This window comes from Sphaerisporangium flaviroseum, from assembly GCF_039537005.1.
Classification (GTDB): domain Bacteria; phylum Actinomycetota; class Actinomycetes; order Streptosporangiales; family Streptosporangiaceae; genus Sphaerisporangium; species Sphaerisporangium flaviroseum.
The window spans coordinates 759,823-778,112 of sequence record NZ_BAAAZR010000001.1 but is presented as its reverse complement, the minus strand read 5'-3'; the positions used below and the strand labels follow the sequence as shown (position 1 = coordinate 778,112).

Annotated in this window: 15 protein-coding genes; 10 read left to right on the top strand and 5 right to left on the bottom strand. The window is 69.6% G+C overall.

All coding sequences use genetic code 11. The annotated features are described in order from the left end of the window. The first annotated feature begins 9 nt into the window (after nt 1-9). Together ABD810_RS03730 and ABD810_RS03725 are read left to right on the top strand one after the other, a co-directional pair. The gene (locus ABD810_RS03730; protein ID WP_344934182.1) at nt 10-429 is read left to right on the top strand and encodes a DUF3151 domain-containing protein; all 420 of its coding nucleotides are present in this window, start codon (nt 10-12) and stop codon (nt 427-429) included. A 101-nt stretch (nt 430-530) separates the two neighbouring features. Then, a complete protein-coding gene (locus ABD810_RS03725) occupies nt 531-1,814 on the top strand; it encodes an adenylosuccinate synthase (protein ID WP_344934180.1) in 1,284 nt (427 codons plus the stop codon). 31 nt (nt 1,815-1,845) lie between these two features. On the opposite strand, the gene ABD810_RS03720 is transcribed toward ABD810_RS03725, so the two are convergent. The 4 genes from ABD810_RS03720 to ABD810_RS03705 form a co-directional block, all read right to left on the bottom strand. Beyond that, nucleotides 1,846-3,573, bottom strand: coding sequence for a heparinase II/III domain-containing protein (locus tag ABD810_RS03720; RefSeq protein ID WP_344934178.1), 1,728 nt, complete (start codon nt 3,571-3,573; stop codon nt 1,846-1,848). Further along, nucleotides 3,573-4,829 (bottom strand): glycosyltransferase family 4 protein, encoded by a 1,257-nt coding sequence (locus tag ABD810_RS03715; RefSeq protein ID WP_344934176.1) that lies wholly within the window; start codon nt 4,827-4,829, stop codon nt 3,573-3,575. Before ABD810_RS03715 ends, ABD810_RS03720 begins: the two co-directional genes overlap by 1 nt. Nucleotides 4,830-5,379: 550 nt before the next feature. Continuing rightward, nucleotides 5,380-6,519 (bottom strand): CU044_5270 family protein, encoded by a 1,140-nt coding sequence (locus ABD810_RS03710; protein ID WP_344934174.1) that lies wholly within the window; start codon nt 6,517-6,519, stop codon nt 5,380-5,382. Continuing rightward, nucleotides 6,512-7,117 (bottom strand): RNA polymerase sigma factor, encoded by a 606-nt coding sequence (locus ABD810_RS03705; protein WP_344934172.1) that lies wholly within the window; start codon nt 7,115-7,117, stop codon nt 6,512-6,514. Before ABD810_RS03705 ends, ABD810_RS03710 begins: the two co-directional genes overlap by 8 nt. Before the next feature lie 158 nt (nt 7,118-7,275). Between ABD810_RS03705 and ABD810_RS03700 the strand changes: the two genes are divergently transcribed. The 4 genes from ABD810_RS03700 (at nt 7,276) to tenA (ending at nt 11,166) form a co-directional block, all read left to right on the top strand. Beyond that, on the top strand, nt 7,276-8,196 hold the full coding sequence (locus ABD810_RS03700; protein WP_344934169.1) for a glycerophosphodiester phosphodiesterase family protein: 921 nt from the start codon (nt 7,276-7,278) through the stop codon (nt 8,194-8,196). Between the two features lie 58 nt (nt 8,197-8,254). After that, nucleotides 8,255-9,151, top strand: coding sequence for a hypothetical protein (locus ABD810_RS03695; RefSeq protein WP_344934167.1), 897 nt, complete (start codon nt 8,255-8,257; stop codon nt 9,149-9,151). Continuing rightward, nucleotides 9,138-10,400, top strand: a complete 1,263-nt coding sequence (locus tag ABD810_RS03690) for a helix-turn-helix domain-containing protein (protein WP_344934165.1) — start codon at nt 9,138-9,140, stop codon at nt 10,398-10,400. The genes ABD810_RS03695 and ABD810_RS03690 overlap by 14 nt, the downstream gene beginning before the upstream one ends. Before the next feature lie 64 nt (nt 10,401-10,464). Then, nucleotides 10,465-11,166: a thiaminase II gene (gene tenA, locus ABD810_RS03685; protein WP_344934163.1), complete on the top strand. Its 702-nt coding sequence runs from the start codon at nt 10,465-10,467 to the stop codon at nt 11,164-11,166. Between the two features lie 29 nt (nt 11,167-11,195). Here the strand turns inward: tenA and ABD810_RS03680 are convergent, their stop codons facing one another. Further along, complete coding sequence (locus ABD810_RS03680) at nt 11,196-12,212, bottom strand: magnesium and cobalt transport protein CorA (RefSeq protein ID WP_344934160.1); 1,017 nt, start codon at nt 12,210-12,212, stop codon at nt 11,196-11,198. Nucleotides 12,213-12,741: 529 nt separating this feature from the next. On the opposite strand from ABD810_RS03680, the gene purD reads away from it, so the two are divergent. The 4 genes from purD (at nt 12,742) to ABD810_RS03660 (ending at nt 18,180) form a co-directional block, all read left to right on the top strand. Further along, nucleotides 12,742-13,974, top strand: coding sequence for a phosphoribosylamine--glycine ligase (gene purD, locus ABD810_RS03675; RefSeq protein WP_344934158.1), 1,233 nt, complete (start codon nt 12,742-12,744; stop codon nt 13,972-13,974). 81 nt (nt 13,975-14,055) lie between these two features. Beyond that, nucleotides 14,056-15,099, top strand: a complete 1,044-nt coding sequence (locus ABD810_RS03670; RefSeq protein WP_344934156.1) for a hypothetical protein — start codon at nt 14,056-14,058, stop codon at nt 15,097-15,099. A gap of 140 nt (nt 15,100-15,239) precedes the next feature. After that, entirely contained in the window at nt 15,240-16,511 is a 1,272-nt protein-coding gene (murA, locus tag ABD810_RS03665; RefSeq protein WP_344934154.1) for a UDP-N-acetylglucosamine 1-carboxyvinyltransferase, read from the top strand. 436 nt (nt 16,512-16,947) lie between these two features. Beyond that, on the top strand, nt 16,948-18,180 hold the full coding sequence (locus tag ABD810_RS03660; RefSeq protein WP_344935395.1) for a transcriptional regulator: 1,233 nt from the start codon (nt 16,948-16,950) through the stop codon (nt 18,178-18,180). Nucleotides 18,181-18,290: the final 110 nt, after the last annotated feature.

Here is an 18,290-nt window from a genome sequence, read left to right as displayed (position 1 = left end):
ACTGTGCTCATGGAAACGCACGAGAACCTTCTCGCCGGGCCGCCGCCGACCCTCCTCCCCGACAACACGGAGGCCAGAGAGGCCCTGGAATCCGGTGCCAAGGCCAGTGACGTCGCCGCGCGCTTCCCGGCCTTTTCGGCGGCCTGGGCGGCGCTCGCCGACGAATACTTCGCCGCTGGGCACGCGGTGACCTCCTACGCCTTCGCCCGCACCGGCTACCACCGTGGGCTCGACCACCTGCGCCGTGCGGGGTGGAAGGGGCACGGCCCGATCCCCTGGGAGCACGAGCCCAACAGGGGGTTCCTCCGCTGCCTCCACGCGCTCGGCCGCGCCGCCCAGGCCATCGGCGAGAAGGACGAAGCCGAGCGATGCGCACAGTTTCTTCGTGAAAGCAGCCCCGAGGCGGTAAAGGCGCTCAGTTCCCCGTAAGCCGCGCTTGGGTGGCATCAGCCTGCTCGGGTAGTCTCTCAACGCAAGAGCCCCTGTCGCGCTTGCGGCAGGGGTTTCGTTTTTGTGCACGGGAGTTAACCATGCCGGCTGTCGTTCTCGTGGGCGCCCAGTGGGGCGATGAGGGCAAGGGTAAGGCCACCGACCTGCTGGGTGGTGAGGTGGACTACGTCGTCCGCTACCAGGGTGGCAACAACGCGGGTCACACCGTGGTGATCGGCGACCAGAAGTACGCGCTGCACCTGTTGCCGACCGGCGTGCTGTCGCCGGACGTGGTCCCGGTGATCGGCAACGGTGTCGTGATCGACCCCGGGGTGCTCCTCGCGGAGATCGACGGGCTGAAGGAGCGCGGCATCTCCTGCGACCGCCTGTTGATCTCGGCGAGCGCGCATTTGATCATGCCTCACCACAAGGCCCTCGACAAGGTCACCGAGCGCTATCTCGGCAAGGCGCGCATCGGCACCACCGGACGCGGCATCGGCCCGGCGTACGGAGACAAGATCGCGCGGATGGGTGTGCGGGTGCAGGACCTGCTCGACCCGGGCATCCTTGGAAAGAAGATCGAGGTCGCCCTGAACGAGAAGAACCAGGTGCTGACCAAGGTCTACAACCGCAGGGGCATCGACCCCGCCAAGGTCCTGGAGGAGTACCTCGGCTACGCCGAGCGGCTCAAGCCGCACATCGCCGACACCTCCCTGATCCTCAACAAGGCACTGGACGACCACAAGGTCGTGCTGCTGGAGGGCGGCCAGGGCAACCTGCTCGACATCGACCACGGCACCTACCCGTTCGTCACCTCCTCCTCACCCACCTCGGGCGGCGCGTGCATCGGCTCCGGCATCCCGCCGACCCGGCTCACCCGGGTCATCGGCATCCTCAAGGCCTACACCACGCGCGTCGGCGCCGGGCCGTTCCCGACCGAGCTGACCGACGAGATGGGCGAGTGGCTGCGCACGACCGGAGGCGAGTACGGCGTCACCACCGGCCGTGACCGCCGCTGCGGCTGGTTCGACGCGATCATCGCCCGCTACGCCTCCCGCGTGAACGGCGTGACCGACTTCTTCCTCACCAAGCTCGACGTGCTGTCCGGCCTGGAGCGGATCCCGGTCTGCGTCGCCTACGAGGTGGACGGCGTGCGCCACGACGAGATCCCGATGACCCAGACCGACTTCCACCACGCCAAGCCGATCTACGAGGAGCTGCCCGGCTGGCAGGAGGACATCACCGAGGCCAAGTCCTTCGAGGACCTGCCCAAGAACGCCCAGGACTACGTCCGGGCGCTGGAGGAGATGAGCGGCGCGCAGATCTCCGCGATCGGCGTCGGCCCCGGCCGCACCCAGACCCTTTCCCTGCGTTCCCTGATCTGACAGGGAGATCAGAGGCGGTGGGCGCGACGGATCAAGCCAGTCCCCTCGCGGCGTGGACCGTGAAGGAGACGGGCCCGTCAGCCGTACGGACGCTCACCTTCCCGCCGGAACACTCGATCCGCGGGTCACCGGCGCCGGGCACGATGACGGTCAGCACGGCGCCGGCCGGAGGGCCGATCACGGTGGGGACCGCCGTCTTCTCCAGGTAGGAGGGCGAGATCCAGCCCTGGAACGGGCCGGTCTCCCCGGCCAGCACGGACTGGCCGCCGATCGGCCGGCAGGACGGCATCGCCAGTTGGACGAGCGTCACCTTGCCCAGCGCGTCTCCCAGCACCACCGTGCCGCCCTCGCTGGAGATCACCTTCAGCGAGGGGGCGAAGTGCCAGATGCCTTCCACCTGTGACCCCGCCGGCACCGTGTCCAGCACGGCCATCAAATCCGCGCCATGGTTCACCAGCACCGATCGGGTCCGGTCGACGCCGTATGCCTGGTCGCTGAGCAGGTACGACTGCCTTGCCTCGCCGATCGACCTGCGGTCGAGGGCGGTGGGCATCCCCGTACGGAACCTCGCCCCGGCAACGACGGGAACGTTGTGGGCCTGCGGCGACGTCGTCCAGTACTGGTAGGGCGTCTTCTCGTACGAGTGGAACCCCGCCTCGACGAGGATGTCCCGCCCTTTGGCGTGGTAGGTCACGCCCAGGTGGTCCTCGTGCCCGTGGAACCTGCGCCCGGGGCCGAACCTGATCGAGTAGTACGCCGAGCCGGCCCTCTCCCATGCCGTCCTGCCGAACACGTATCCGCCGTCGAACACCTTGACCGTCGCCTCCTCGTGCGGATACCCCTTCGGGCGCAGGTCGGCGGGGCTGTCCCCGAGCGGCACCATGCGCCCGTCGGGCTGGGTGGCGTGGCTGACGTAGGTCTCCAATGCCCGCCGGCGCGCGGCGAGATCGCCGGGCACGCCGGCCCGGCAGTCCCTGAGCGTGGTCATCACGACACCCAGCCGCTCGTGGACGTACATCCCGTACCGGGGGGCCTGTTCCTGGAGCACGCCCTGCGCGTCGATGGCGAGCCGCGCAGACGCGGTCATCCTGCGGAGGGCCAGGTCCTTCCATCCCTGGTCGTGCAGCCGGCAGCCGATGCTCAGCAGGGCGATGTCCTGGTCCAGGCCGTGGTTGTGCCCCTGCTTGTAGAGCTCGGGGTCGGCCAGGGTGGCCGCATGGTCGGCGAGGCTCCTGGCCAGCCACTCCGCCTTGACGTACTTGCTGAGGCAGACCAGGACCGGCGCCCGCAGCGCGATCGTGTGCTCCGCCCAGGCCCATTCGCCGGTGCCCGGAGCGCCGCGACGGTTGTCGCGCACCCAGTCCTCGGCGATCTGGACGGCGCGGATGAGGTGGTCGGCGCGCCTGTTCGTCTCGTACGCCAGGACGAGCCCGGCCATCCATCGCAAGGAGTGGAAGTTCAGCGCCCACGTGCGGTTGCCGTACGGGTCGAGGCGCCAGTCGAGGTCGGTGCCGATGGAGACCGGCGGGAGGCCTACCAGAGCGATCCGGCCTCTCATCACGTCGGAGGCCGGCACGGCGGACGCCTGATCGATCCGGCACCTGACTCCCGTGGCGCTCGCCGCCAGAGAGGGTGCGGGGGGCTCCGCGATCCTCATCACCAAGGCGAGGATGAGCGCGCAGAGCAGGGGGATCGCGAGCATGAGCCTGCGAGCGCGCCCGCCGGTTCTCGCCGTCGAGGGATGGTCCGGAAGGGCCATCAGCGTTGGAGATCCGCTAGGAGCGCGTCCCACCGGGCTCCGACCGTGTCCAGGTCATACCGGGTGGCGGTGATCAGGGCGTTGCGGCCGAGCGTTCGGCGCAGGTCCTCGTCCGCGATGAGGCGGCAGATGCCCTCGCCGAGTGCGGCGGCCTTCTTGGAGGTGATCAGCAGGCCGTCCCGCCCGTCGGTGATGATCTCCCGGGGGCCGTTCGGGCAGTCGAAGCTGACGACCGGCAGCCCTCTGCTCATCGCCTCCAGGATCGTCATGCCGAACCCCTCGTAGCGGGAGCTGACGGCGTAGATCGAGGACTTGGACAGCTCGACGCCGACGTGTGCCGTGCTGCCCATCAGGAAGACCTTGTCCGAAAGGCCGGCATCGTCGATGCGGGCTTGAAGGCGGTCCCTCCGCTCCTCCGTCCCTCGCCCGTAGATGCGCAGGACCCAGTCGGGATGCGCCTCGGCCACCGTCTTCCACGCGTTGACCAGCCGGTCGAACCCCTTGGCGTAGACGAGGCGGCCCATGCTGACCACGGTCTTCTCGTCCAGGTGCGAGATGCATCCGTCGAGCTCGGGGATGGCGTTGGGGATTTGCAGCAGGCGCCTTGGGGGGTCACCCTTCAGCAGCTTGGCGTACTGCTCGCGGTCGGCCTCGGTCAGCGTCACGAACGCGTCGAACCTGCCGTACCGCCTCTTGAAGAGGCTCCTCATGGCGGGCGACTGCGTCCCGAGCGTGACGTGCTCCTGCCCGATGGTGATGACTCCGGGAGGGGCGAACAGGGCCGTCATCACCGTCAACGCGGGCCGGGTGGCGATCAGCACGCCTGTGCGGAGCGAGCGCAGGTAGGCGATCAGGCGAAGCTCCGTCCACAGCGTGAAGGAGGACTTGGCGTTCTCTTCCCCTGGCACGAACGGGCCCGGAAAGCGGGAGAGCAGCCGGCCGGCCCACCCGGGGGTCGTGGTCCTGTCGTCCAGGAACCTCACCCGCACGCCCGGCGGGATGTCGAAGAACGGCTGCTCAGACGTGCGGAGCACGCTCACGATCTCCACGTCCCGCCCCCTCGCGAGGTATTCCGCAAGGTTGAGCACGGTGCGGATGGTCCCGCCCATGCCATACGCGTGCAGCAGCAGGATGCGGACGGTTCCGGTGTCGGGCCCGGGGGCCCGTCGTGCCCTTCGCGCGTTGAGCCCCTTCAACAGCCACAGCGCGATACGGAGTACGGTCGTCCGTACCTTCCTCAGCAGTTTCCCAAGCAAGCGATTGCTCCATTTCGGAGTGAGCGACAGCAGGTCGCGGCAGGCGGAGTCCGCGCTCCAGGTGAGGCGGCGCGAGCGTCGGCACGTCAAAATCTCGGCGCGTCAAGGCGCCGGAGGCATGCGTGATCGCAAGGTGTGACGCTGGGGGAACGGGACGCGTCTGGCCGACGTGGCCTTGCGAGGAAGGGGATCCGTGTGCACCCGAACCGGCTCGGGGTTCCGAATCCGGGGACATCCCGGTTATTCGGATACACGGATCTTCGATGCGGCGCCGGTTGCCGCGAGCCTCCTATAGGAGGCGGTGAATCACCGGCGCCATCTCGGCAGCCCGGCCGATCGGCCCGTCACCCGTACGGCCGGGCTGCTCGCGACGTACTATCCCCGTGGCCGATCTCACTGGCATTGTCAACTTTCACGACTTGCCCCCTTTTTGTTGACATGAGGTTAGAGCCGCTAGTCGCACCATAGGTTTATAACGATCAGGTCTCCGTAAGCCATGAGTCTGCTATCCGTTAAACGATTTATCCGGCAGTTAACCTAGTGTCCAGTTTTATGGCACTTTGACGGGATAGCCCTGCGGGATGGCGGGGACAGCCGGCTCGGCATCCGTCCAGCCGGTGTCCAGGTAGGTCGCTGTCTGGCTCTTTCCCTTGAGCAGTTCGCCCTTGTGCAGGACCGCCACGCGGGAAGAGAGGATGAGCGAAGTGCGGGGGTCGATAATCAGGTTTGTCGAGAGCTTGCCCGCGGGACCGAGGATGGAGAATTCGGCCCCCGGCCTGCCCCAATCGTCCTTGGCCTCACCGACGTACCGGATATTCTGCATCTCGGCCAGAGCGCGATAGGCGGCGGCGCGCACCTTCGGCGGAGCGGGCACGTCGAGCAGCAGTTCCGTGGACAGGCTGCGTGCCACGTTGAAGTTCGTGTACTCCGACGGTTCCGTCGATGCGCTCAGGCTTCGCTCGACCCACGCCTTCAGGGCGTCCGGATCGGCGGGCAGCTCCTGGAGCGCGGCATAGGTCACCGAGCCACCCGCCACGTGGAAGGCCTTCGTATCGAGCTGGTCCGCGTTCGTATCGGCGTGGGGATGGTCCGCGACCTCTGGGGGCGTCAACACTCCTTCCTCCGGTCGGGTGGACAGTTCGGCCACCAGGTTCGGCTCCATCGTCTTGTCCCACTCCGTCGGCGAGCCGTCCCGACGCCACGCCTCCTCGTCCGCCGGGGTCTTCGGCCGCACCCCGAGCTCGCGGTAACCCCTCCAGGACTCGCCATCGCGGTTGCTCCAAGTCTCGGAGACGTCCGACTCCTCCACCCAGTAGCGGTTCGCGCCCTCCCCGAGCTGTTCCGGGAACGTGTTGTGCGAGAACGTCCTGACGTGCCAGTACGTCCCCGTGGCCACCGGCGCCGACTCGGCCTGAGCCGCCACCCGGAGCAGGATCTCGCGCCCCGTGACCAAGGCCGAGGCCGACGTCGTCGCCTCATTCCAGAGCCCGAGACGGGTGGGCACGCCGGGCACGGCGACCACCACGGCCCCCGCCACCACGGCCACGCCGGCCGTGACGACCTTCCAGGAGGGCCGCCGCCGTCTTGGGCGCGAAACGCCGTCGTTCACCCGCACACGGATCCTCCCGTGGGCGAAGGCGTCGATGTCCGGGGCCCCGTACAGATCACGCAGAGCGTGAAGGTCATTCATGGCCGGTCTCCTCGATGTCGAGCATGGGGTTGGTCTCACCGAGCAGCACGCGTAACTTCTTCCTGGCCCGATTCAGGCGCGACCCCACGGTCCCGTAGGGGATGCCCAGGGCCGTGGAGATCTCCTCGTGGCTGAGCCCCGCCAGGCCGACCAGCAGCAACACGTCGCGGTCGCCTCGGTTGAGCCCCGCCACGGCCTTCGCCAGGCGGGGCCGCAGGCTCTGCGCGCTGACCTGGGTGGTGACCTGCTCTTCATGCCCTTCGGAGTCGCGGTCGGGGGTGCAACGGCCGAGCGCCCGGAGGGCACGCATCTCCGAGCGCCGATGCTTGCCGACGAGCTTGGTGGCTATGCCGTACAACCACACCCGGACCCCGGCACGAGAGGCGTCGTAGGTCTCACGCTTGCGGAACGCGATCAGAAACGTCTCAGCCACCACGTCCTCGGCGTCACCCGCGCCGAGCCGCTGGGCGACGTAACGGTGGATCTCGGCCCCATAAGCCTCGAAGACGGCGCCGAAACTCTCCGGCTCGCCCTCGGACAGCCGGACCACATAGGCGTCGGCCAGAGCCGGATCCTTCGCCTGAGCCGCGGCGGTCACCGCATTCTCCTCGTCATATACGTCCTTCCGTCGTATGTGTCTCTCCCGATGGGCCAATTCGCTTTCACGGCCGCCGGGGATGCGAGGCGAATCCGGGACCGCCGTACACGGCCCCGCCTGAACATGGTCAAGGCACGTGAACGATAGGGTGCGCCATTGTGCAGGTGGAGATACACGGCCACCGGGGGGCGCGGGGCCTACGCCCGGAGAACACCCTCCCCGGCATGGCCCACACGCTGGAGCTCGGCGTCCACGCGATCGAGTTCGACGTCGCGCTGACCGCCGACCGGCAGCTCGTGCTCACCCACGACCTGACCGTCTCGGCCGTGACCAGCACGGACACCGTCCCCGCGATACCGGGGGACCCCGAGTTCCCCTACGTCGGCAAGCCCATCCGATCGCTTACCCTGGCCCAGTTGCGCACCCTGGACGTGGGAGTGCGCCATCCGAAGAACGACGCCGACCGCTTCATCCGCACGCAGGTGCAGATCCCCGGCACCCGGATGCCCACGCTCGGCGCCGTGCTCGCGCTGCTCGGGGCCTATGGCGCCGACGACGTGCGGCTGAACGTCGAGCTGAAGTCCGATCCGACCCGGCCCGACCTCTCGGTCGATCCGCGCGTGCTGACCGAGCTCGTCGTGGCGGAGCTCGACCGCCACAACCGGCTCGACGGCGCGTCGATCCTCAGCTTCGACTGGCGCGTCCTGCGCATCGCCGAGAACCTGGTCGCCACGCGCTACGCCCTGGTCGAGAAGGCCACGCTCAAGCCCGCGTGGCTCGGTCTCGACCACGAGAAGGACTTCGGCGGTGACATCGCGGCGGCCGCGGCCTCCATCGGGGCCACCACCCTGTCCCCCGACCGGGTGCTGGTCGACCAGGAGCTGATGACAAGGGCCGGGAAGGCGGGACTGCCCGTCGTGGTGTGGACGGTCAACCGCGCCGAGGAGGCGTCACGCCTGATCGACCTCGGCGTCCGCGGTATCGTCACCGACTACCCCGACCGGATGCGCACGCTGTGGGCCCAGCGTGGCCTGCCCCTCCCCGCGCCCGCCGCCGCTCTCCGCCCCGCGCCCGCCTGATCCTTTCCCGGCGAACCCGGCGAGTCACAACATCAACTGGAGTGCTCGCGGGAGTATCGTGCGGAGAACTGAAGTGGTGGCGCCGATCGCCCGAAGCCACGACGCCGAGAACCGGAGGTCACCGATGCAGGGGGAGCCACAGATCTCGAGCTGGGCCACCGAGCGTTTCGGAGCGCGGGCCGCGTCGGTGCGGGGGCAGCTCGCCGCGTCCCTCATCGAAGCTGCCGGCAACGCGCAGGACGCTCAGAAGTCCTCCAGAAGCGACAAGCGGTACGCCTACGGCTCCACGCTCATGGCACGGCGGTACGAAGCCCTCGTCGACGGGTTCAGGAACGAGCCGGGGTTCCAGGTCGTCCGGCCACACGGCTCCCCGCATCACCTCGTCGTGCTCGACGGCAACCTGCTGCTGCCCTTCCGCTACGCCGAGGACGAGACGACACCGATCAGCGAGGCCCGGGTCAGCGACGGGCGTGTCTCCGCGCTCGTGCGCGAGCTCTTCACCCGCTTCGGCCCCAAGACGACCTACCACCAGGAAGAGCTCGATCTCGCCCTCGTGGCCGACGACGAGGAGGCCCAGCTCGCCGAGCTCGCCGCCGCGCGACCTTTGCTCGCGCAGCTTCCCGGCGACACGCGTCTCATCCCCGTCGCCTACGCCGCCAACGCCCAGGCCAGCCTGTTGAAGCTCTACTGGGGTGAGGCCCAGCTCATCGACGGCACGGGCAGGATCGACTGGATCCACTGCGAGCAGATCCCCCTGCTCAGCGCCCTGCCATGGGTGGCGCAGGGTCTCCCCGTGGCCGAGCCGGACATGGCGGGCCGTTTCGACCGTGGCGCCGAGCCCGACCTCACCCTCGTCCGCCGTCCCGCGCTCGAGCGCGAGAATGCGATGATCTTCCCCGTGAACAGCGAGACCACCGACGAGCTCCCGATCGCCGACGCCGATGAGCGACGGTAGGAACGACCGTGGCCGCGTCCATCGCGTCCCGGACGGTCACCGTGGCCGTGTCCCGGGCGGCCGGGAGCGCGACGGCGGCCAGGGCCGTCTCTTCGACTCCTCAGGCGCCACCGGGCGAGGCAGACCTTCTCCCCAGGCGGTGGCCGACGCCTTCGACCAGGCACGGCTGACCCAGGCGCGCCGCCTGGCCGGGATGACGAAGAAGGATCTCGCCGAGCGGGTGGGCGTCACCCCGGCGGCCGTCGGGCAGTACGAGGCGGGCATGACCCATCCCCGGCCCGACCTCGTCCCGCGCCTCGCCGACGCCCTCGGCGTGCCGGTGACGTTCTTCCTGTCGGGCCGCCCGCACGCCAAGCTCGACGGGTCCATGGCGCACTTCCGCAGCCTGCGCTCCACGCGAGTCCACCAGCGCGTCAAGGCCGTCGCGTTCGTGGAGCAGGTCTGGGAGCTCACCCACGCCCTGGAGAAGCGGGTGCGGCTGCCCCACGTCGACCTGCCGGGGTTCTCCGGCGGCGAGGTGCACTCGGGGGTCGAGCTGCCGCGCGATCCGGCCGCCGCCGCCCGCGAGCTGCGCCGCCACTGGCGGCTCGGCACCGGGCCGATCTCGCATCTGGTCCGGCACATGGAGGCCCACGGCATCGTCGTGGTGCTCCCGCCGCCCGACGAGGACGCCACCACGGTCGACGCCTTCTCGACCTCACAGCTTCCCCGGCCCATCGTGGTCGTGACCGCCAACCGGTTCGACGACATCCACCGCTACCGCTTCACCGCCGCCCACGAGCTGGGACATCTGGTCCTCCACGGCGACACGGCGGCGGGCGACGTGCAGCAGGAGCGCGAGGCCGACTCGTTCGCCGCCGAGTTCCTGACGCCGCGCGACAGCATCCTTCCCGAGCTGCCCCGCCGCCTCGACCTTCGCCGGCTGGTCGAGCTCAAGCACGCGTGGGGCGTATCGGTGGACTCCCTGCTCTACCGGTGCCGCGAGGTGGGGCTGCTCTCCGACTCCTCGGCCGGCCGCGCCTACCAGCGCCTCGACGCCCTCCGCGACCAGCCGGGCTTCGCCGGCGAGCCCATCACCGGCTACCCCGGAGAGCATCCCGTCCTCCTGCGCCAGGCGTTCGACCTCGCGGTGGCGGAGACCGGCCTCACCATGGCGACACTGGCCGCACAGCTCGCCTGGCCCCTCACCCGCGTCCGCGAACTCCTCGGCATCCCCGACACCCGCCCCGAACTTCGCATAGTCCCCTGACGCGATCCGATCCGTCCGCTCCAGGTAAGCCTTCAAGAGGTCATGCCGGCGTAGGGAGTTCTCCATGAGCAAGAGCGAGTCCGCCGTCCCGTCCGCGCGTCAGCGGCCGTACAGCGAAGAGCTGTGGGACGCCATCGACCCCATCTACACCGCGATCCTCGGCCATCCGTTCATCACCGGGCTGGTGGACGGCTCGCTGCCGCGTGACGCCTTCCGGCACTTCGTGGTGCAGGACTCCCACTACCTGCGGGATTATGCCCGCGCGCTCGCCCTGTGCGGCGCGAAGGCGCCCACGCAGGACGATGTGGCGGCCTTCGCCGGTGACGCCGTGGGCGCGATCGCGGCGGAGCAGGAGATGCACGCGGAGTTCATGTCCGCGCTGGGCGGCTCCGCCGAGCAGGCCGCGCGGGCTCCCGTGGCGCCGACGACCCGTGCCTACACCAGCTACCTGCTGGCCACGGTGTACGGCGGCTCGTTCCTCGACGGCCTCGCGGCGGTGCTGCCGTGCTATTGGATCTACGCCCGTGTGGGCGAGGCGCTGCTGAAGGAGTCGTCGCCGGACCCTCTGTACCAGCGCTGGATCGCGGCGTACGGTGACGAGTCATTCCAGAACGTCGTCCGGCGGGTCGTCGCCCTGGCCGACCGGAGCGGCGAGGAGGCGACCCCCCTCCAGCGCGGCCGTGCGCTGGACCACTTCGTCACCACGGCCCGCTACGAGTGGATGTTCTGGAACGCCGCCTGGCACCAGGAGACCTGGCCGATCTGACCGGTCAGCGTGCCCGTGGACGCGTCCGGTCAGAGCCAGCTGTTGCGGCGGAACCCCCGGTAGAGCACGGAGCAGATGACCAGCATGACGCCGAGCACGACGGGATAGCCCCAGACGGCGGACAGCGCGGGCATGTGGGTGAAGTTCATGCCGTAGATGCCGGCGATCATCGTGGGCACCGAGATGATCGCCACCCATGCGGAGATCTTGCGCATGTCCTCGTTGGCGAGGGCGTTGGACCTGGCGAGCGCGGCCTGCAGTATGGAGTTGCAGAGCTCGTTGGACGACTCCACCTGCTCGCAGACGCGAGAGAGGTGGTCGACGACGTCGCGGAAGTACTCGCGCATGTCGGAGGGGATCATGCGGCGCTGCGCCAGCGCTCCCAGCGGCGTCTGGAGCGGGGTCACGGCGCGCTTCATCTCGATCATCTCGCGCTTGAGCTGGTAGATGCGGCCGATGTCGCGCGAGCTCACGTCGGCGAAGACGGCGGCCTCGACCTCTTCCAACTCGGCCTGCATCAGGTCGGCCACTGTGAGGTACTTGTCGACGACGTGGTCGGCGATGGCGTGCAGCACGCCGACGGGCCCGCGCGACAGCAGCTTCGGCTTGTCCTCAAGGCGTCCGCGGACCGCGGAGAGCGGGCAGTGCTCGCCGTGCCGCACGGTCACCACGAAGTCGGGGCCGGCGAACACCATGATCTCGCCGGTGGCGATGATCTCACTGGAGGCGGTGAGCTCGTCGTGGTCGAGGTAGGCGATGGTCTTGAACACGGCGAAGAGCGAGTCTCCGTAGCGCTCGACCTTGGGCCGCTGGTGGGCCTTGATGGCGTCCTCGACGGCCAGGGGGTGCAACCCGAAGACCTCGGCGAGCCACTCGACCTCGCGGGCCTCCGGCTCGTGCAGCCCGACCCAGACGTAGGCGTCCTTGGCCTCGGAGGCGGCGTTGTGCTCGCGCACCAGGCTGACGGCCTCCGGGATGCCGGAGGCGCGGACACGCTTGCCGGCGACATAGGCGCCGAACTGCACCAGTGAGTCACTGGGCGGCACGCATCGCCTGTTCATGGTCTCGCGGTGCATCGCGCTGACCGATGAGGAGGCACCAAGCCGGACGTGAGTGGTGCGGGGGTGCAAGTTGATCCGCTGGAAAAGCGTGGACGAGCGCATGGCGGTCCCTTCCCGCCCGACCTCAGGGAACCAGCGCGCAAGAGAACAAAAGTGCGACAGACGTCACAGGGTGATAGGCGCGTGGCTCTCAGTCGGACACCGAATTGGAGTGGTCGGGTTTGCGCACGAAGTACGTGCGCGAGCACGTACTGCTGGGATCACCAGAAGTCATCCCGATTCCACCTCCAATCGCCAAGAGACGGCCCAAAGCTGCCCTAACCTACCACAGCGCGGCCTCTGCACCTAGCTTACATCTCCCTTACATTCCCCGATCATGCAGAAGTCGACAAAGCAGTTCGTCCGGCCGGTGGCGTCCTCACGGTTCGGCACGCCGGGGCGGACGCATGCCCGGCACCTGCGGCGATCCGGCATGCCGTCCGCCCACCCCAGACCTGGCCCGTAGACTCCCCACGTGCGCGTTCTTGTGATTGGATCCGGCGGCCGGGAGCACGCCCTGTGCCGCGCCCTCGGGCTCGACCCCGAAGTCTCCGAGCTCCACTGTGCCCCGGGAAACGCCGGCATCGCCTCGGTGGCGACGGTGCATCCCGTTGTGCCCACCGACCCCGAGCAGGTGACGTCGCTGGCCCTGCGGCTGGGCGTCGACCTGGTGGTCGTGGGCCCGGAGGCGCCGCTGGTGGCGGGCGTGGCCGACGCCGTCCGCGCGGCGGGCATCCCCTGCTTCGGGCCGTCGAAGGAGGCGGCCCGGCTCGAAGGATCGAAGGCGTTCGCCAAGGACGTCATGGTGGCGGCCGGGGTGCCGACCGCGGGAGCGCGCGTGTGCACGACGGCCGAGGAGGCCGAGGCCGCGCTCGACGCGTTCGGCGCGCCGTACGTCGTGAAGGACGACGGGCTGGCGGCCGGCAAGGGGGTCGTGGTCACCTCCGACCGCGCGGAGGCCCTCGCCCACGCGCGGGCCTGCGAGCGCGTGGTCGTGGAGGAGTACCTCGACGGTCCCGAGGTCTCGCTGTTCGCCCTGTGCGACGGAACGACCGCCGTGCCGCTCCAGCCCGCCCAGGACTTCAAGCGGGCCTACGACGGCGACCAGGGCCCGAACACCGGCGGCATGGGCGCCTACACCCCGCTGCCCTGGGCCCCGGAAGGGCTGACCGAGCAGGTGATGGACGCCGTCGTGCTCCCGACCATCGGGGAGCTCGCCCGGCGCGGCACGCCGTACACCGGGGTGCTCTACGCCGGCCTCGCCCTCACGGCGGCCGGTCCGAAGGTCATCGAGTTCAACGCCCGGTTCGGCGACCCGGAGACCCAGGTCGTGCTCGACCGGCTGGAGACCCCGCTCGCCGGCCTGCTGCACGCCTGTGCGACCGGCACGCTGGCCGCGCAGCCCGCGCCGCGTTACCGCGACGGCGCCGCGGTGACCGTGGTCATCGCCGCGGAGAACTATCCCGCCGACCCCGTCAAGGGCGACCGCGTCGAGGGCCTGGAGCCCTCCGTGAAGGACGCTTACGTCATCCACGCCGGCACCGCGCTCGACCAGGACGGCCGGGTGGTTTCGGCGGGTGGACGGGTCCTGAGCGTCGTCGGCACCGGTCCCGACATCGCGGCGGCGCGCGCCGCCGCGTACGAGCAGGTCGGCCGCATCTCGCTGCGCGGCTCGCACCACCGCGCCGACATCGCGGCCCAGGCTTAGCCGACCGATGATCGCGAAAGGGTAGCGCCGGACCAGAGCGTCGCGATAAGCCGGGGACAGACGCGAACCCTGGAGGAGCGTATGGCAGCCGAGCCGGCCGTGCACGAGAGCGAGGCGTCCGATGACGCGATCGAGAAGGAAGTGCTGCGCTGGCCGGGTGTGTGGCGCGTCTACATCGCCTCGCGCAGTGAGGAGATCCGGGCCGACGCCAACCGGTGCCTCATCGCACGGCAGGGCGAGCCAGGCCTCGAAGCGCTCCACGTCGCGATCGACCACCACCTCGCGCTCGCCGCGAAGTACGCCACCGAGCGGCAGGGCTGGCGGCGCTGGCTGACCGGGCAGGCCATCGAGGGTGCCTGGTCGAACGTCTACGGCGCCGCCATCCTGCTGTACGGGCTGCTCCCGGCGAGCGAGCTCAACGCCCGCGCCCCCGAGGTGATCGCGACCGGCCGCGCGTACCTGCCCTCCGACGACGCACGGCTCGCCCAGCTCGCCGCCCGCGCCACGACGGGGGACATCGACGAGCGCGACCGGTCGTTGCTGCAGTCGGTGCTCCGGGCCGGCTACCACGCGGCCTCGATCGAGAGCGGCCGGGTGCGCAGCTTCCGCAACATGCTGCTCGGCGGCGTGGTGGCGCTGACCGTCATCGTGGCCGGGCTGGTGGGCATCGCGGCGCTCTGGCCGTCCGCGATCCCCATGTGCGGGAACGGGACCCTGCTCGCGAGCTTAGGCGCGCGGGACAACCAGGTGTGCCCGACCGGCATCGGCGCCCCCTCCTCCGGGGACGTGCCCCTGGTCGCGCTCATCGGCATGCTCGGCGCGGCCCTCGCCACCGCCGCCAGCCTGTCGACCCGTTCGGAGCTGTCCACGCGCTACTCGCTGGCGGTCGCACAGAACCTGCTCAAGGCGCCCGCGGGTGTGGCGACCGCGATCGTCGGCCTGCTGATCCTCAACTCCGGATTCGTTCCGGGGTTCGGCGGGCTCAGCTCGCAGACCTCGATTCTGGTGTGGGCCATGGTGTTCGGATACGCCCAGCAGGTGGTCACGCGATTCGTCGATCAACGCGCGAACACGCTGCTACACGCCGCGTCGCCGAACGCGCTGACGAGCCCTCCGCCGCGTTGATTGATCACCGCTTTTCCGGGCAGCACAGTGGAGTCAAATTGGCCGGGCCATCGTCCTGAAAGGGCTACTGTGGGCGGATAACTTTGCCGCCGTCCGCTTATCCGGCGCGTCATTTCCCTGATTTCGAGGAGCCTCATCATATGGTCCGTTACCGCGTGCGCGGTGGCAACGCCCTGCGCGGAACCGCCTTCATCCAGGGAGCGAAGAACGCCGTGCTCCCGATGATCGGTGCGGCTCTCCTGGCCGCCGAGGGCCGCACGGTCCTCCGCAACGTGCCGATCATCGAAGACGTCCGGCGGGCCCTGGAGCTCGCGCAGGCCGTGGGCGCCAAGGTGGAGCTCCACGAAGCCGAGCGCACACTGGTCATCGACGCCTCACGGCTCACCAGCGCCGTGCTGCCGGCCGAGATAGCGCGGCGGTTCCGCGGGTCGGTGCTCTTCGTCCCCGCCCTGCTCCACCGCCTGGGCGAGGCGATCATCGAGGGTGTCGGCGGCTGCAACCTGGGCAGCCGGAACCTCGACTTCCACTACCTGGGGTACAAGCGGCTCGGCGCGGTCGTCGACGAGGGCGAGAGCGTCATCCACGTCAAGGCGGCCGGGCTCACCGGCGCCTCGCTGTATCTGGACACGCCCTCGCACACCGGCACCGAGAACCTCATCATGGCGGCGGCGCTCGCCAAGGGCACCACCATCATCGAGAACGCGGCGCTCGAGCCCGAGGTGCTCGACGTCATCGACATGCTCTCGAAGATGGGCGCCCGCATCAGCGGCGGCGGCACGGGGTTCATCACCGTCGAAGGCGTCGACGAGCTCACCGCCGTGGAGCACCGGGTCATGCCCGACCGGCTCGACGCGGGCGTGTTCGCGATGGCCGCCGCCATCACCGGTGGCGAGGTCAACCTCGTCGGCGCCTCCTTGGAGCACCTCGGCGTGGTCCGGTGGAAGCTGGAGCAGATGGGCGTCGAGTTCGCGACCGACGGCGCCGTGCTCCACGTGCGGCGCGACCGGCCGCTGCGGCCGATCAACGTCATCACCGACACCTACCCCGGGTTCGCGACCGACCTGCAGTCTCCGATCATGACGGCGGCCTGCCTGGCCGACGGGGCGAGCTACATCCACGAGCGCATCTTCGACGGGCGCTTCGCGCTGGCCGGCGAGCTCAACAAAATGGGCGCCCACATCGAGGTCGAGGGCAGCCGCGCCGTCGTCCACGGTCACACGCCGCTGACCGGTACGGACGTGACGGCTCACGACCTGCGGTCCGGCATCGCGCTGGTGCTGGCCGGGCTGGCCGCCGACGGCGAGACCGTCGTCTCTCCCGGGTACCTCATCGACCGTGGTCACCACGACCTGGCGGTGCGCATGAACGCCCTGGGAGGCGATGTGGTAAGAGAGATTTCCTCTACGTCGTGACTGCGTCCGTAAACCGCCTCTGACCTGTTCATATAACCATCTCGGTCATACCTGATCGGCATAGGCCGACGGCATTCCGGCAAATCCGGGCGTGACATTAGTGCCTCGGCGAGCGATCGTTCCAAAGAGGACTAGACCGGATGGGAGACGAACCCGAGCCGGGAACGCCGTGTGCCGCCTTGCGGGCGAGCCGCCGGCGCTCCCCGCGAGGTGGACTCGACCAGTGGATTTCGAGAGGAAACCACGACGCCGTTCCTCGGGCTGGGACATACCCACCCGGGGACCGCGCGACGCGGGGGACCTCGATCAGAGGTATGGCGGGATGGGACGAACATTGGTCGAGAGGGCCGAAGATACACCGCGAGGGTCACGCGTAGGCGCGGCCCCCGACCTCACCATCGGGGTGGTGGGACCCCACGACCTGGTCGAGCGAGTGATGCTCATGGGCCATGCCGCGGCTCCGGTTCCATGCCGGCTGGTCGCCGCGGCCTACCGTGACGAACAGGAGGCGGCCGACAAGGTGGTGAGGCTCGGCCCAGGCGTGGACGCATGCCTCTTCGCCAGCCCTGTGCCGTATGAGCTGGCCAGACGCTCGGGCGTGCTGACGATCCCGGCCACCTACGTGCAACTCGGGGGGCCGGCGCTCACCGCGGCGCTGGCCAGGGCCGCGCTGGACGAACGCATCGACCCGCGCCGCGTCAGCGTCGACATGCTGAGCCGCTCCGACGTCGAGGAGGCCTACGCCGACCTGGGTCTTCCCACCGCGGGAGTCCAGACCCGTGAGGAGTCGGGCGCGACGGGGACCGTCGCGGCGTACCATGAGCGCCTCATCCGGCAGGGCAACACGACGGGCGCGCTGACCTGCCTGCCCGGAGTCGCCGACCGGCTGACGGCGGCCGGGGTGCCGACCGTGCGTGTGCGGCCGACCTCGGCGGCCGTGCGCACGGCGCTGCACACCGCCGCACTGCTCGGTGCGCACCACAGGCTGGAGGAGTCGCAGCTCACGGTGGTGCTCATCGAGGTGCCCACGTTACGCGAGCCCGTACGGCGGGCGGCACCGAGATATTGGCGTGACGAGCTGAGACTGTCCCTGCACCGGCTGCTGGTTCAGGAAGCCAATCGGATGAACGCCGCCGTATGGGCGATCGACGACCACAGTTATCTGGTGACGGCGACGCGTGGCTCGATGGCCATCGCGACCGACGGCTTCCGGGTGCTGCCCTTCGCCGCGCGGATCCGCGACGACCTGGGGCTGGCGGTGGAGGTCGGTGTCGGCATGGGCCGCACCACCCACGACGCGGAGACGCACGCCAGGGCCGCTCTGGCCCGCACACAAGCGGGCAAGCAGCCACAGGGCTTCGCGGTCGACCGCGAGGGCCGGACGCTCGTGCCCGCCCCCCGTATGCCTCCTCAGGCGCCGGGACAGGGCAGGCCGAAGGGCGTGGAAGTGCTCGCGCGACTGGCCGCCAAGCTGGAGGGCGGCGACACGATAGTGGACGCGGAGAGCGCCGGGCGCATGCTCGGAGTAACTCCCCGCACGGCTCGGCGCCTGCTGCGCACGTTGGTCGACGAGGGACTCGCGTGGCCGCTACCGCCGAATCGCACGCCGCAACCTGGCCGGCCGCGACAGCTTTACCGCCTGATCGTGGAGAAACTCGGCCCACGCTGACCACCGGAAGCGGGTCATTCGCGTGGGGCGGATGACCCGCGGAGGTTCGCGGGGACCGAGAGGTCACACGGGCTGCCGCCAGCCGTACGACATGGTTGTCCACAGGTTGT

What these genes read in the sequence shown, in the direction of transcription:
- ABD810_RS03730 (WP_344934182.1), top strand. Translation starts at nt 10, where the DNA reads ATGGAAACGCACGAGAACCTTCTCGCCGGGCCGCCGCCGACCCTCCTC.
- murA (WP_344934154.1), top strand. Translation starts at nt 15,240, where the DNA reads ATGGTCCGTTACCGCGTGCGCGGTGGCAACGCCCTGCGCGGAACCGCC.
- ABD810_RS03690 (WP_344934165.1), top strand. Translation starts at nt 9,138, where the DNA reads ATGAGCGACGGTAGGAACGACCGTGGCCGCGTCCATCGCGTCCCGGAC.
- ABD810_RS03660 (WP_344935395.1), top strand. Translation starts at nt 16,948, where the DNA reads ATGCTCATGGGCCATGCCGCGGCTCCGGTTCCATGCCGGCTGGTCGCC.
- ABD810_RS03725 (WP_344934180.1), top strand. Translation starts at nt 531, where the DNA reads ATGCCGGCTGTCGTTCTCGTGGGCGCCCAGTGGGGCGATGAGGGCAAG.
- tenA (WP_344934163.1), top strand. Translation starts at nt 10,465, where the DNA reads ATGAGCAAGAGCGAGTCCGCCGTCCCGTCCGCGCGTCAGCGGCCGTAC.
- ABD810_RS03670 (WP_344934156.1), top strand. Translation starts at nt 14,056, where the DNA reads ATGGCAGCCGAGCCGGCCGTGCACGAGAGCGAGGCGTCCGATGACGCG.
- ABD810_RS03710 (WP_344934174.1), bottom strand. Translation starts at nt 6,519, where the DNA reads ATGAATGACCTTCACGCTCTGCGTGATCTGTACGGGGCCCCGGACATC.
- ABD810_RS03720 (WP_344934178.1), bottom strand. Translation starts at nt 3,573, where the DNA reads ATGGCCCTTCCGGACCATCCCTCGACGGCGAGAACCGGCGGGCGCGCT.